This is a genomic window from Gordonia aurantiaca, from assembly GCF_039939235.1.
Taxonomy (GTDB): Bacteria; Actinomycetota; Actinomycetes; order Mycobacteriales; family Mycobacteriaceae; genus Gordonia.
Map to the genome: position 1 here is coordinate 54,788 of NZ_JBDUUF010000001.1, position 13,682 is coordinate 68,469.

The window sequence follows — 13,682 nt, forward strand, 5'->3', positions numbered from 1 at the left end:
CTACCAGTCGGTAGGCTGTCGTGCGATGCGCGTACCTTCCGACGTCCTGCTCCTGTGCTGGCGGGACACGCGCCACCCCCAGGGCGGTGGCAGCGAGACCTATCTGGAACGCGTCGGCGCCGAATTGGCCCGACGCGGCGCCCGAGTCACCTTTCTGACCTCGGCGTATCCCGGTGCCCCGGCCGAGGAGATGCGCGACGGCATGCGGTTCGTCCGCGGCGGGGGACGCATCACCGTGTACCCGCGGATGCTGGCGACGATCCTCGCCGGGCGGCTCGGGCTCGGCCCGCTCAAGGGGGTCCGCCCCGAGGTCGTCGTCGACACCCAGAACGGCGTCCCGTTCTTCGCGACGCTGGTCGCCGGCGCACCGACCGTCGTTCTCGTCCATCATTGCCACCGCGAGCAGTGGCCGGTCGCCGGTCGCCTACTCGGGCACGTCGGCTGGTTCATCGAGTCGCGTCTCTCGCCGCGGGTGCACCGGCGCAACCGGTACGTCACGGTGTCCACGCCGTCGAAGAACGAGCTCGTCGCGCTCGGCGTCGACGACGAGCGCATCGCCGTCGTGCGCAACGGTGTCGATCCGGTCCCCGACGATGCGGTCCTCGCCCCGAACGCATCCGACGACGGCCCCGTGCGGCTGTGCGTGCTGTCCCGTCTGGTGCCCCACAAGCAGGTCGAGGATGCCCTCACCGTGTGCGCACAACTGCGCCGCTCCGGCCTCGACGTCCGCCTCGACGTCATCGGAGGCGGTTGGTGGGCCGACGAACTTCGCTCGGCGGCAACCGGATTCGGAGTCACCGACGCCGTCGTCTTCCACGGCCACGTCAGTGAGCGGCGTAAGCACGAACTGCTCTCGCGGGCTCGGGTACACCTCATGCCGTCCCGCAAGGAGGGGTGGGGGCTCGCTGTCATCGAGGCCGCCCAGCACGGCGTCCCGACCATCGGCTACCGCGGCTCGGTCGGCCTCCTCGACTCGATCGACGACGGGATCACCGGCCTGCTCGTCGACGGTGTCGACGAACTCGTCAGCGCCACAAGGAAACTCGTCGACAATCCGGACGAGGCGCAGCGGCTGGGTCGCAATGCCCGCGTGAAGGCGGGGCGTTACTCCTGGCAGGCCACCTGCGACGGTTTCATCGAGACCTTCGACGCGGTACTCGGCCGATAGCGGCGGCCGGCCCGGCCACCAGGCCTGCCATGAGCAGCGCCGCCCAGGCGAGGTGCGCGGCGATCGCGACCATCCGGTCGAAGTCACCCGCCGATCGATCCGTGGCGCCGGCGACACGGTACAGCCGGAGATCGTCCCCGTCGTGGACGAGCCGAGCGCGGTCGGCCAGCAGAGGCGGTGTCGAATGATTCTCGACCAGAACCCATCCGACGCCGAGCGTGGCCAGCTCGGCGGGTGACCCGCCCGACTCCAACACCGATGCCACCTCGGCGGCATGTGTGCTCGGCGCGTCGATCACCTCGCCGTCGACGGTCAGTTCGCCGGACTCGACGACCGGTGCCCGAAGCATTCGTGCGGCGGGATCGAGCGAGACGTCCTCGCTGAACGCGTAATGCCGCACGGTGTCCGTGGGCCACAACGCCACCGACCCTTGACCGGCGGGCACGATCTCCGCCACCGCGGCCCAGTCCGACGGGTAACCCACCGCGCGCACGGAACCGCCCACGCCCCACGCGAGATCGGGGAGAGGCGCGACGACGAGCAGGACGACACCGGCCAGGGCGAAGCCCGACGGCACCCGCCGCCGGGCCGCCGCCACCGCACCGGCGACCGTCACCGCGACCCCGGGAACCAGGAGAGCCGAGAACTTCTGTGTGTCCCGGAACAGGCCCGCGCCGGGGACGAGCTCGACGGTGATCTCCAGCAGCCGCCGGCCCGGTCCGAAGACGCTGAGCACCAGCAGGATCGCGACCACCACGGTCAGGATCCCGATGGCCCTCACCAGCGGGTCGAGCGACGAACGGTGCCGCCACAGGTGGACGGCCCCGACCGCCACGACGACGAGCAGGCACAGCGTCGCGACCGCCGCCCACCAGATGGTCCGGCTCGCCGGCACCGCGTCGGCGTTCCAGATTCCGCCCAGCGACAGCACCGTGCCGACCGGCCCCAGCCATGGCTCCGAACGCAACCCGAACGCCTCGACCCCCGCCGGGCCGGTCGTCGTCGTGGCGCCGCTGATCAGCGCGGTCACGACCCACGGCAGCGTGCTCGCCACCCACAGCAGCGCGGCGATGACCGTCGCGCGCACACCGATCGGACGCCCGATCAGCGCCACCGCCAACACGGCCCCGGCCAACACCGAACCCGTGGGCGTCAGCCCGGCCGCGGCCAGCAATCCGCCGAGCCGGAGCAGCCGCGGCACCTCGGCTTGCTTCCGAAGGTCGTGCGCCGCAACGAGAATCCAACCCAGCGCGGCGTATCCGGCGAACAGGCTCCAATGTCCTTGCAGAAGGCGTTCGGCCACATAGGGATTCCAGACCGCCACCAGTGCTGCCGCACTCGCGCCACTGCGCCCGGCTCCCGGTACCAGTCGCGCCGCCAGCCGGCCGTAACCGACGCCGGCGAACACCAGCGCGGCGAACAGCACTGCGACGACGACGATCCCGCCGTCGAGAATCGACGACGCCATCGCCACGAACCAGTCCTGCGGGACCGCACGGGGCGGTAGGTCACCGATGCCGAGGGTGGTGTCGGTGACGTGCGCGCGCGGCGTCGACACCGCGTCCCGGTACAACAGGTATCCCGGCCCGGCGCCGACCAGTGTCGGCAACAGCGGGGCCAGGATGGCCACGGCCGCACCGACACCCACCGAGTAGAGTGTCGGGAGAAGCCGCGCGGGGGTCACCGTGCTCAGTAGTGGTGGGTGTCCGACGGGGCGGGGGCATGGACCGGGTCGTCGTCGAACTCCGACTCGGCGATGCCGTACGCGCGGGCGAGGTCGAGGATCTTGGTCGCGCGGGCGATGCGCGGCAGGTCGGAGCCGTTGCGGATCTCGCCGCCGTCGCGCTCGAATTCGGCGAAGAACTCCTTTGCCCAGGTGATCTCGTCCTGCGATGGGGACAGGCCCTCGTTGACCGGCGCGCACTGCGCCGGCGTCAGGCAGATCTTTCCGGTCATGCCGAACTGCGCGCTCACCGCGGTGGCCTCGCTCAGCTTGAGGGCGCTCGACCCCACCGTCGGTCCGTCGATGGCGCTCGGCAGATGGGCCGCCTTGGCGGCGATGGTGAATCGCGACCGGGCATACGCCAGCGTCAGCGGGTCGTCGCCGAACCCGGTGTCGCGGCGGAAGTCGCCGATGCCGAACGCGAGCCGGAACGTGCCCTTGGCCGAAGCGATCTCGCTGATCCGCTCGAGTCCGCGCGCGGTCTCCACCAGCGCGACGATGGGCAGGCCGGGCAGACGGTTGGCGGTCTCGGTGACGTGGTCGACGGACTCGACCATCGCCAGCATCACGCCGCCGACGGCGGTCTGGGCCAGGGCGGCGAGGTCGTCGGCCCACCACGGGGTGCCGAAGCCGTTCACGCGGACCCAGTCGCCGGCGCCGGGGCCGGAGCCGTCCTTCGGGCCGAGCCAGCGCACGACGTTCTCCCGCGCGGTGACCTTGTCCTTGGGAGCGACGGCATCCTCGATGTCGAGGACCACGATGTCGGCGCGCGAGCGCGAGGCGGGCTCGAACTTCGCGTAGTGCGCTCCGTTCACCAGGAGCCAGCTGCGGGCCAGCACCGGATCGATACGCGAACCGACATCGGTCGGTTCGGCGTCATAGGCGGTCTTCTCGTCGTACATCGGTATCTCTCGTCGGCAAGGTCTGAACTTCTCCGGCCACCCATCGTTGCCTATGCAGGGCGAACGGCGCAAAGCACCCTGCGCGAGGGTCGCGCGCCCCACTCGGCACACTTGTGGCATGCAGCAGACCCGGCCGGCCCGACGACGCGTCTCGGGAACCGTCGGCGCGGTGGGCTCGGTGGCCGTCGGGTCGATGGTCGCCAACGTCTGCATGTACCTCGTGCACCTGGTGGCGAGCGCCCGGTACCTCGACGTCAGCGAGTACGGCGAGTTCGCGGTCCTGCTGTCGGCGATGCTGGTGCTCGGGGTGCCCGCGTTGGCATTGCAGAACGTCGTCGCCCGCGAGGTGGTTCTCGGCCGGGACGAGCGGCGGCTGCGCCGGGTCGGGGTGCAGACGACGCTGTGTGTGGTGGTGCTGGTCGCCGTCGCCACCCCGCTGGTGGCGCTGTTGTTGCGGACCGGCGTCGCCACGACGGTTGCCGCACTGGCCGCGGCCCCGCTGCTCGCGCTGATCGCCGCAGGTCAGGGCATCCTCCAGGGGCGTGGCGAGTTCCGTGTCCTGTCCTGGGTGCTCGCCGCGGTCGGGATGCTGCGGTCGATGCCGATGATCGGCGCGTTCGCCGCCGGCGCCGGACCGGCCGGGGGGCTGCTCGCGGGCACGCTCGGCGCCGCGGTGTCGGTGGTCGTGGTGTGGGCCGTCGTCGGGAAGGTGGGCCCGGCCACCCGGGAACCGGGTTCTCCGCAACCGATGTCCATGGAGGAGGCGGGGACATCCCCGGCCGGGGTCCTCGGCGTCGTCCGGGCCTCCCAGGTCCAGCTGATCCTCATCGTCGCGTCGTCGGTCGACCTGCTGCTCTCCCCACAGGCGCTCGACGCCGATTCGGTCGGCGTCTACGCGCTCGGCGCCATCGCCACGAAGGTCGCGTTCTGGCTGCCGCAGGCCATCGGCGTCGTCTTCTATCCGCGTCTCGCCGACCCCGCACGGTCACGGGTGTCACTCCGGCAGGCGGTGGCCGTCGTCGCCGGGGTCGGGGTGGTGCTCACCGTGCTCGCGGGCCTCGCCGGGCCGATCGTGCCCGTCGTCTTCGGCGACGGTTACGACGAGCTCGTCCCCCTCCTGTGGCTGTTCGCCTACATCGGTGCGACGCTCGCCGTCCTGCAGGTGGTGCTGCTGTCGGCGATCGCGCGCGACCGCACCCGGGTCGCGTTCGTCACCTGGGTGGCCGTCGCCGCCGAGATCGTCGTCATCCTCACCCTCGCCGGATCGGTGGTCGCGGTGGCGGCGACCGCGGCCGTCGCGGTCACCGTCGCGGCCGTCGGGACGTGGGCACTCACCCGCTGAGCGTTTCCACCCGCTCGGCGCAGGCACGTTGCCGAACCGCCCGACGTTCGGCAGTGTTGTGTGATGAGCGACAACGAAGTCACCCAGGTCACCGTCGAACGCGTCATCGAGGCTCCCGTCGATGCGGTGTTCGACATCCTCTCCAATCCCGATCGGCATCAGTCCATCGACGGCTCCGGTTTCATCCGCGGTGTGGATCACGCCGACCGTATCCAGAAGGTCGGGCAGGTGTTCACCATGAACATGGCCGGCGATCACATGGGTGGCGACTACCAGACCGACAACCACGTCACCGGATACGCCAGGGACAAGTTGCTGGCGTGGAAGACCACGCCTGCCGGCACCGAACCGCCCGGTTGGGAATGGGTGTGGGAACTCCAATCCCGGGGCCCGGGCGAAACCCTCGTGCGGCACACCTACGACTGGTCGAAGGTCACCGACAAGAAGCTCCTCGAACAGGTGGGGTTCCCGCTCGTGAGCCGAGAGCAGTTGGAGGACACCCTCGGTCGGCTCGCGGCCGAAGCCGCGTCCTGACGCTCACACCTCTCGCGTGTTGCGGTCTTTCGCGTTGCGCCGGAACCCATCCGGCAGCCACGCCGGATTGATCAGCGCGCCGCCGGCGATCAGCGCCAGCACGCCCAGGACACCCGTGGCGATCGGGACGAGGCGGCCCCAGATGGTGATCGGAGTCGCGAGATCCGAAGCGAGACGCGACATCTGCGACTGCGTCTGCTCGTCGTAGGTGAACGTCGCCTGCAGGTGCGGCAATCGGAAATCCGCCGGAACGCCGGGCGTGCCGTCGGGGAAGGCGTAGAACTCGTCGACGGTGATCGTCGCGTCGACGATGGTGCCGGTCTTCGCGTCGACCGCCAGGTCCCACGAACCCCGGTGGCGCAGTGAGGCGGTCAGGTTCCGGGGCGGACCATCGACGCCGAACCACGACGCCGGCCGGGTGATGACGACGTCGGTGCCGACCGGCCGCCCGAGTGCCGCCCGGGCGAGGTCGGTCTCGGGGATCTCGGCGCGGAAGCGGGCCACGTCCCTGCCGACGACCTCGGCGTTCCCGTCGTAGACGAGCGGGACGGTGGTCCGCGTGACGGGGTCGAAGAACTCGTGGTCGGTCAGCGCGGTGTCGAACGGCAGCAGGTAGGTGAAGCCGCGACGGTCGGGCACCAGTACCGGCGCCTGGTCGCTGTCGTACTGGATCTCCGACGCCCCGCGCGCCGACAGCTGTGGCCGGGCGGTCTCGCGGTCGAGCGTGACGCGGTCCTTGATCGCGTCGATCGTCGCCTCGTTGCACGGTTCCGACGCGTCGGCCCCGCTGCCCGGGCGCGGGTCCTCGGGGTCGACGTCCCGGTCCCCGATCCGCAGGGTCTCCGCCTGCACCGAGGTGCCGGCCTGCAGCGTCACGCGATGCTCGTCGGACGGCTGTACCGCGACGACGCGCTGTTGTCGGACGAGATCGGCGCCGACGGTCTGTGCCCGCGGCGTGCCGAGCGAGCAGCGGTCGAGGATCGTGGCGTCCTCGGCGGTCGCGACCGTGGTGAAGTCGGTGCTCAACGGGATGACCCGGAAGTTGCCGACCAGCAGAGTGGGCAACGCGATCGTCACGGCGAGCAGGAAGCTGCCGACGAAGATGAGCGTCGGCCCGGCCAGGTCCGCGGTCGACCAGCGCCGAGGCTGATCCGGCCGCACCGGCGACGCGGGGTCCGGGGGCGGCACCTCGACCGGCCCGTCGGCGGGCCCCTCGGGCGGCACAGAAGACATGGTGGCGAGGGTAATCGATGCCGCCGGGCTACCCTGTCAGCAGCATGACCAGCACCGACTCCGCCCGCGACGCCGGCACCGCCGCGGCCTGCGACGCCCACCCGGCGGCGCAGCGACCCGACCTTGCCGGACCGTCGACGACCGGGCGGCGCTTCTATCCGCAGCTCGAGGGCATGCGCGCGATCGCGGCGATCGGGGTGCTCACCACCCACGTGGCCTTCCAGACGCGCGCCGTCGAGATCCCGGTGCTCGGCCCCGTCCTGGGCCGTCTCGACCTCGCGGTCGCACTGTTCTTCGGCCTCTCCGGCTTCCTGCTCTGGCGGGGATGGGTCGACGCGGCGCACCGCGGCGAGGGGCACCCGTCGATCCCGCGTTACCTGCGCCACCGCGTCGTGCGCATCTGGCCGGCGTACGTCGTGGTCGTCGTCCTGGTGCTGCTGTTGCTGCCGGAGGCGCAGGGCGCCGACCTCGAGGTCTGGCTCGCGAATCTGACGCTTACGCAGGTCTTCGTGCCGCTCACCCTCACCGCGGGCCTGACCCAGATGTGGAGTCTGTCGGTCGAGATCACCTTCTACGCGCTGCTGCCGCTCCTCGGCCTGGCGCTGCTGCGCCTGCGCGGGCGTCGCGTGTCGGTGCGCATCCCGGTCCTTCTCGCGGTCGCGGTCGTCAGCCTCGGGTGGGCATGGGTGGGCACGTCGCTGCCGGTTGCCGACGGCGTCGAGACCAAGAACTGGGTGTTCGGACATCTGCCCTGGTTCATCGCCGGTCTGATCCTCGCCGAGATCGCGGGCGTCCTCGAGCAACCCGTCGCGACGCGCGGCCGCTGGACGACCCTCGCCATCCGACTCAGCGCCAACCGCCGGCTGATGTTCGGGCTCCTCGCCGTCGCCTACGGCCTGGCGTGCACCCGCCTCGCCGGACCCACCGGACTCGGTGACGTGACCAACGTGGAGTTCGCCACCAAGATGGTCCTCGGCGCGCTGTGCGGGTACGCGCTTCTCGCGCCGCTCGTCTGCAGCGAGGGTCCGTTCCGCTTGCTCACCTCGCGGGTGATGCTCGCGCTCGGCCGGTGGTCCTACGGCATCTTCATCTGGCACGTCGCGATCCTCGCGGTGGTGTTCCCGCTGTTCGGGATCGTGCCGTTCAGTGGCGACACCATCCTGGTGTGGGTCCTCACCCTGGGCCTCACGATCGGGATCTCCGCGGCGTCCTACGCCTTCATCGAGGAACCTGCGCGCAACTGGTTGCGCACCCGGGAGGCCCGACGGCGCGCGGCTGCCTCGGCGTGACCTCGGCTCGCCGTGTGCTGTGGAGTGTTCCCCCGGTGTGCGGTTCGGCGAGAGGTATCGCTGAGCGAGACCTAACGCTGGTCGGGGACCCCACCGAGGCGACGCCGACGGGTCACGGCGTCTTCGAGGCCCGTCGCGCACGCCCGTCGCGTGTCCGGCGGAGGAGCGCACGCACCTCGGGGAGCAGCGGACTGACCAGCCAGCACGTCATCAGCACCGCCACCAGCGCCGGCAACTGAACCCACCACGCCCAGCCGTGATAGCCGCCCTCGGCATGCCACGGACCGGCGGCCAGACCGACGGTGGCGGCCATCATCGCCACGAAGGTCGTCGTCACGCCGATCCGGTGGGGCATCACGGCCGTGGCGGCTCCGACGACGGCCCCGATCACCAGTCCCCACCATCCGGACAACAGCCACGACGTGGCGACGATGCCGACCGCTGCGGCCACCCGGGTCACACGACCCGCAACCGGGACCGACCGCACGGGCACGGTCACACGACGATGCGAGGGCCACCACGCAGCGACCAGCAGCGCCGCCATCATCGCCAGCCCGACCACGATCGACCAGCGGTACAGCGAATCGAACCGGAAGGCGAGCTCCACCGATCCCGATGCCCCGGCGGGCACGATCCAGCCCTGCTGCCAGCCGTTCACCACCACCGGCGACAGCTCCGCACCGTCGAGGCGTGCGACCCAGCCCGGGTTGGTGGATTCCGGAACCACCAGAAGACGTTCCGGCCCGGCATCGACCTCGACCGCCCGATGCGTCGCCGACCATCCGGTCACCCGAGGCGTCGATGTGGGCGCGGGGGTCAGCTGTTCGTGCACCAGTGACACCGCGTCGACCGTGAACGCCTGTCCAGGAGTGACCGACACCTCCTGGCGTCCTGCCGGGAGGTGCAGTTCTCCTGGTGCACAGGGCTTTCCGACGACCGGCTGCCCGGATCGCAGGGCCGCGGCGGTCGTGCGCACCGACACCCCGACGACCTGCCCGGCCGCGGTCACGCCGATCCCGTCGTCGCATCCGATCTCGATGACGCGGTCCGGGCCGGCGGCCGACGGCGGCACCGGGAACACCTCGACCTCGGCGATGCCGGGCGGTGCCGGTGTCGCGAATCCCAGGCTGTTGACATCGATCAGGTCGCGCTGCTCGCGGATCGTGATCTCGATCCGGTCGGTGACGGCCGGATCGAGGCGCAACACGCCGTCCCTGCCGACCTCCCGGATCTGCTCGCCGGTCCCGAGGTCCACCGACACCTCGGTCGGCGCGGCCGGATAATCCTTCGGCGCAACCAGTCTGACCGACTCCACGCGCTGTCTCGCGGGGAGTCGGACGATCAGCGTCGGCTCGTTGTCGTCGGACTTCTCGGCGGCGGCGTCGGAGCTCGCATCGGAGGTGTCCTCGTCGCTGTCGTCGGCGGGCCGCTCCTTCTGCGGTATCTCCGGCGCCGTCCAGACGGTTCCGGGATCGCCGTCGACGGCGGCGCTCGGGTTGCCGCGCGGATCGCCGACCGGGCGCGGACCGGTCGCCGTCACGGCGCCGGGTGTCGCGAGCAGCCGGTCGAGGGCGTCACCGGGGCGGGGACGGAGGATGACGGTCGGGGTGACCGTGGAGTCCTGCGGCACCGACAGCGCCCGGGTGAACACCGAGCCGGTCTCCGGGGACAGGCCGAGACCCGGTGCGCAGCGCACCATCTCGCGGGCCGGGTCGTCGACGCACCAGGCGCGGCCGTTGAGCTCCGAGTAGAGCAGCCACTGTGCGACGGGGGTGCCCGCCTCGAGGTCGGGGAGCGTCACGCGGTGCCGGATCTGCAGCGGCGCGGAGGTGCGCAGGTTCGACAGCTGCACCTCGCCCAGTGCGAACTGGTTGCCGGCGCTGCCGTCCTCGGTGCTCAGCGCCCGGATCTGCACCCAGCGCGTCGGGCCGCTCGGCGCGGTCACCGTCGTCGGCTCCCCGGGCTGGAGGTCCGACGCGACGGTGCTGCCCGCCTCGGTGGCGATCAGGACGCTGGTCACGTCCGGGCCGAGGGCCTTCGCGGTGGTGAGGGTGAGTGCGAGATCGGATTGTGGCGTGGTGAACCCGATCCGCATCCACCTGCCGACCGCACCTTCGAGACCGCCGCTGACCCAGGCGGTCTGCGGGTTGCCGTCGAATGCCGCGGCAGGAGAGTTGGCCGGCGAGGTCTGGCCGGGTTGCACCGCGTCCGACGCCGAACCCGATGTCGTCACCTCGACCTCGCCACTGGCGTTGTCCAGCAACCACTCTCCATGGGTGAGGGGCTGTCCGTCGACGGGGTAGTCCGGCGCTGCGTTCTGTGTCCGCCGCGGGTCGCCGACGGCGCGGATCGCGGAGCTGTGGTCGTCGACCCGGCCGAAGTCGGTCTCCCGGTCGGCCGGGGTGTCGGTGACGACCAGCGGTCCGGAGGTGAGGCCGGCGCGCCGGGCGTCGGCGTCGAGCAGCACCGGCCCGAGTTGTGGAAGCCCCTCGCGCGCACGGACTTCGGCCAGTTCGGCCACTGCCTCCGGACCGCCCACCACCCGGGGCACCGCGTCGCGGTCGACGAGCAGCGGCCCGGTGCCGTCGAACGACGGGGTCGCGAATCCGGGCGCGTCGACCGCATAGATCTGGATCGCCGGCATCTTCGGGCGTAACCCGTTGTCGCGCACGACTCCTCGCACGCTCGGCGGACCGACCTCCGGGCCGAACGTCGCGACCCGGGTCAGTCCGGGGGAGGTGTCGAGGGCCTGCTGCGCCAGGAGCGGGCGGGTGGAACGAGAGGTCTCGGGGTCGAGGTCGGCGCGCAACAGCACGAATCCGACACCCTGGTCGGCGAGGGTCGCGGCCAGGCCGGGGGAGCCGCGACCCGCGGCGATCTCGCGTTGTACCGCGTCGAGTGCCCGGATCGCACCCGGCGGCGTCAACGGGATGGCGTCGCGGACCGCCCACGGGGCGTCGGCGAGCGGTTGCAGCGGTTCGTCGCGGGTCAGACCCCACAGCTGATCGGCGAACGGGGCGCCGGGAACCACCAGGCTGCGGGCCGGCGGAGCGTCGTCGGGTCGGGCGCTGTGTTCGGACAGCCAGTCGGCGGCCTGTTTCCAGTAGGCGGGGATCGCCGTGTAGGTGCCGGCCGGTGCGAGCTGACCGGTCCAGATCAGCGAGCCCCCGCCGATCACCGCGACCAGCAACACGATGGCCGCCGCGACCGGCCGCGACCGCTGCGGATGCGCGAACGCCGACAACGTCTCCCGCGCGCTCGCGGTCCCGGGCCAGGGAACCCGGGCGAGAAGATGCGCGACGCCGAGCACCAGCGGCAGCCGGATGAACGGTTCGAACTTGTGGATGTTGCGCAGCGGAGCGCCCGGACCGTCGAGGAACACCCGGACCTGCTCGGCGATCGGGGAGTCGAGGCCACCGACGTAGCCGACGCACATCACCAGCAACCCGACGACGAGGACCGTCACCAGGCGGCCGCGGAAAGGCATGCGGCGCATGCACAGCCCGGCGAGGCCGGCGGCGGCGATGGTCCCCGTCGCGAGCACCGCGGCGGGCTGTGTCACGAGGACCGCTCCGGCGACGCGCTCCGGCGAGACGAACGGAGTCCACGACCCGGCGCCGCGCAGCACCTCGGTCAACGAGGCCCATTCGGTGGTGACTCGTGAGGACTCGATGTAGTCCAGGAACGGTGGGCTGACCCGCGACAGGAGCAGCAACGGCACCATCCACCAGGCACACGCGAACACCAGACCCAGCGCCGCCCAGGCGCCGAAGCGCAACCAGCGGCCGTCGCGCGGACGGTGGAGCAACCACCACACCGCGGCGACCCCGAGTGCCGCGCCCGTCGCGACCGCGTTCACCGCGCCCATCAGCGCCACCGCCGCCGCCGATCGTGCCGCCTCCCGCCACAGCGGGCGTGCCGTGCCCCCGGACGCGAGATCCGGGTCGTCGAGCGCGCGGATCACCGGAAGGAGCACCCAGGGCGCCAGCATCATCGGCAGCGTCTCCGACGAGATCGACCCGAGGGTGGTGAGAACCCGGGGACTCAACACGAAGACGACGCCGGCGAGGACCCGTGAGGCCGGTGAGCCGATTCGCAGGGCCTCCGCGACGCGCACGACGCCGACGAAGCCGATCACGAGCAGCAGGGCCCACCACAGCCGTTGCACGATCCACGGCGGCACATGCAGCAGGTCGCCGGCCGCGAAGAACGCGCCGTGCGGGAAGAAATAGCCGTAGGCCTGGTTCTGCACCTGCCCCATCGGCGCGTTCGGGGTCCACAGATGGGCCGCACGGGCGAGGAATCCGAGGGGATTGGCGGTGAGGTCGAGTTTGGTGTCGGCCGCGATCCGGCCGGGGGACTGGAGCAGGCAGACGACGAGGGCGATCACCGAGGCCGCGCCTATCCCACGGGCCGTCAGGACACTCGTGGAGGCGGTGGCCGATGTACTACTCAGTTGCTGCTGCCGTCAGGTCGTCACGACGCGCAGTGGCGTCGTGGAGGCGTCAGTTGTTCTCGCCGCCCGCGCCCTCGCGCGAGCCGTAGTCGACCGAACCCTGGACGAACCCGTTGTTCGGATTGATGTTGTTCAGGTCCGTCGACGGGCTGTTCTCCGAAGCCAGGAACCCGCCGAGAAACACCGCGCCGAGTCCCACCAGGATGCCGGCGACTCCGGCGACGGCGCCGGCCACAAGGCGGTTGTTGGTCATGGCGAAGAAACTACCATCGAGTCAGGTCCCGACCGGGGTTCACCCGCCTGTGTTCCGACCCCGGGCCCCGCTGAATCGGGGGTTCGGCACAGATTCGCCACCTGGAAGTCGCGACGCTGCGTTCGAAGTCGCGAGTGTTCGAAGTCGCGAGTGTTCGAAGTCGCGAGTGTTCGAAGTCGCGATTCCTCACCGTTTCGACGACCCTACGGCGTCACCTGCGGCTGTTTCTCGCACTTCGCCGGGACGATGAACACCGGCCGATGACAGTGCTTCAGCACGCGCTCGGCGACGCTGGACTTCAGCAGGGCGCGCAGACCCGACGCCCCGCGGGTTCCGGTGACGAGCAGGTCGACGTCGAGCGCGTCCGCGGCGGCGACGAGGGCTCCCCACACCGTGGACTCGACCTCGACGAGCATGCCGCGCGCGGACAGTCCGCATTCACGCGCCAGGTCGACGCCGCGTTGGTTGAGGGTGGCCGCCTCGTGTTCGAGGGCGCGGTCGACGCCGGCGTCGAGTTGGGTGTCGACGAAGGGCTGCATCCCGCCGGCGAGGGTGGAGAGGCGGGCGGGCGTCATGCCGCCGGGCTGCCAGGCGGTGACGACGACGGCGTGGTCCGCGCGGAGGAACTGGCCTGCATATCGGATGGCTCGATCGGCGTTCTCGGAGCCGTCGTAGGCGATCATCAGGGTCTGTCCGGCGCGTCCGTCCTCGCGACCCCCGGGGGAGGTCGCGGTCTCGGCCGGGATGGACCCTGCGTCCATTGGCTCAGGTTACATGCCAGA

10 protein-coding genes are annotated in these 13,682 nt (G+C 71.2%); 4 read left to right on the forward strand and 6 right to left on the reverse strand.

The window, feature by feature from the left end; all coding sequences use genetic code 11:
- Positions 1 to 25 precede the first annotated feature (25 nt).
- A complete protein-coding gene (locus ABFT43_RS00260) occupies positions 26 to 1,168 on the forward strand; it encodes a glycosyltransferase family 4 protein (RefSeq protein ID WP_347958405.1) in 1,143 nt (380 codons plus the stop codon).
- Here the strand turns inward: ABFT43_RS00260 and ABFT43_RS00265 are convergent.
- Positions 1,134 to 2,852 (reverse strand): hypothetical protein, encoded by a 1,719-nt coding sequence (locus tag ABFT43_RS00265; RefSeq protein WP_347958406.1) that lies wholly within the window; start codon positions 2,850 to 2,852, stop codon positions 1,134 to 1,136. The two genes, ABFT43_RS00260 and ABFT43_RS00265, sit on opposite strands and share 35 nt — an antisense overlap.
- A gap of 5 nt (positions 2,853 to 2,857) precedes the next feature.
- Entirely contained in the window at positions 2,858 to 3,793 is a 936-nt protein-coding gene (locus ABFT43_RS00270) for an HpcH/HpaI aldolase/citrate lyase family protein (RefSeq protein ID WP_347958407.1), read from the reverse strand.
- Positions 3,794 to 3,911: 118 nt separating this feature from the next.
- Between ABFT43_RS00270 and ABFT43_RS00275 the strand changes: the two genes are divergently transcribed.
- Together ABFT43_RS00275 and ABFT43_RS00280 are read left to right on the forward strand one after the other, a co-directional pair.
- Positions 3,912 to 5,135: an MATE family efflux transporter gene (locus ABFT43_RS00275; RefSeq protein WP_347958408.1), complete on the forward strand. Its 1,224-nt coding sequence runs from the start codon at positions 3,912 to 3,914 to the stop codon at positions 5,133 to 5,135.
- A 63-nt stretch (positions 5,136 to 5,198) separates the two neighbouring features.
- Positions 5,199 to 5,669 (forward strand): SRPBCC family protein, encoded by a 471-nt coding sequence (locus ABFT43_RS00280; RefSeq protein ID WP_347958409.1) that lies wholly within the window; start codon positions 5,199 to 5,201, stop codon positions 5,667 to 5,669.
- 3 nt (positions 5,670 to 5,672) lie between these two features.
- Here ABFT43_RS00280 and ABFT43_RS00285 read toward each other — a convergent pair whose 3' ends face one another.
- Positions 5,673 to 6,902 carry a DUF3068 domain-containing protein gene (locus ABFT43_RS00285; RefSeq protein ID WP_347958410.1) on the reverse strand — a complete coding sequence of 410 codons (1,230 nt, stop codon included), beginning with the start codon at positions 6,900 to 6,902 and terminating at the stop codon, positions 5,673 to 5,675.
- 44 nt (positions 6,903 to 6,946) lie between these two features.
- On the opposite strand from ABFT43_RS00285, the gene ABFT43_RS00290 reads away from it, so the two are divergent.
- Positions 6,947 to 8,191, forward strand: a complete 1,245-nt coding sequence (locus tag ABFT43_RS00290) for an acyltransferase family protein (RefSeq protein ID WP_347958412.1) — start codon at positions 6,947 to 6,949, stop codon at positions 8,189 to 8,191.
- A gap of 112 nt (positions 8,192 to 8,303) precedes the next feature.
- On the opposite strand, the gene ABFT43_RS00295 is transcribed toward ABFT43_RS00290, so the two are convergent.
- The 3 genes from ABFT43_RS00295 to ABFT43_RS00305 form a co-directional block, all read right to left on the reverse strand.
- Positions 8,304 to 12,581, reverse strand: coding sequence for a DUF3367 domain-containing protein (locus ABFT43_RS00295; RefSeq protein ID WP_347958413.1), 4,278 nt, complete (start codon positions 12,579 to 12,581; stop codon positions 8,304 to 8,306).
- A gap of 115 nt (positions 12,582 to 12,696) precedes the next feature.
- Positions 12,697 to 12,900, reverse strand: coding sequence for a DUF2613 domain-containing protein (locus tag ABFT43_RS00300; protein ID WP_347958414.1), 204 nt, complete (start codon positions 12,898 to 12,900; stop codon positions 12,697 to 12,699).
- Positions 12,901 to 13,103: 203 nt separating this feature from the next.
- Positions 13,104 to 13,661, reverse strand: a complete 558-nt coding sequence (locus ABFT43_RS00305) for a universal stress protein (protein WP_347958415.1) — start codon at positions 13,659 to 13,661, stop codon at positions 13,104 to 13,106.
- Between the last annotated feature and the right edge of the window lie 21 nt (positions 13,662 to 13,682).

Bases quoted from the DNA above. Each gene is read 5' to 3' on its own strand.
- ABFT43_RS00260 (WP_347958405.1), top strand. From the start codon at position 26: ATGCGCGTACCTTCCGACGTCCTGCTCCTGTGCTGGCGGGACACGCGC.
- ABFT43_RS00270 (WP_347958407.1), bottom strand. From the start codon at position 3,793: ATGTACGACGAGAAGACCGCCTATGACGCCGAACCGACCGATGTCGGT.
- ABFT43_RS00275 (WP_347958408.1), top strand. From the start codon at position 3,912: ATGCAGCAGACCCGGCCGGCCCGACGACGCGTCTCGGGAACCGTCGGC.
- ABFT43_RS00280 (WP_347958409.1), top strand. From the start codon at position 5,199: ATGAGCGACAACGAAGTCACCCAGGTCACCGTCGAACGCGTCATCGAG.
- ABFT43_RS00285 (WP_347958410.1), bottom strand. From the start codon at position 6,902: ATGTCTTCTGTGCCGCCCGAGGGGCCCGCCGACGGGCCGGTCGAGGTG.
- ABFT43_RS00290 (WP_347958412.1), top strand. From the start codon at position 6,947: ATGACCAGCACCGACTCCGCCCGCGACGCCGGCACCGCCGCGGCCTGC.
- ABFT43_RS00300 (WP_347958414.1), bottom strand. From the start codon at position 12,900: ATGACCAACAACCGCCTTGTGGCCGGCGCCGTCGCCGGAGTCGCCGGC.
- ABFT43_RS00305 (WP_347958415.1), bottom strand. From the start codon at position 13,661: ATGGACGCAGGGTCCATCCCGGCCGAGACCGCGACCTCCCCCGGGGGT.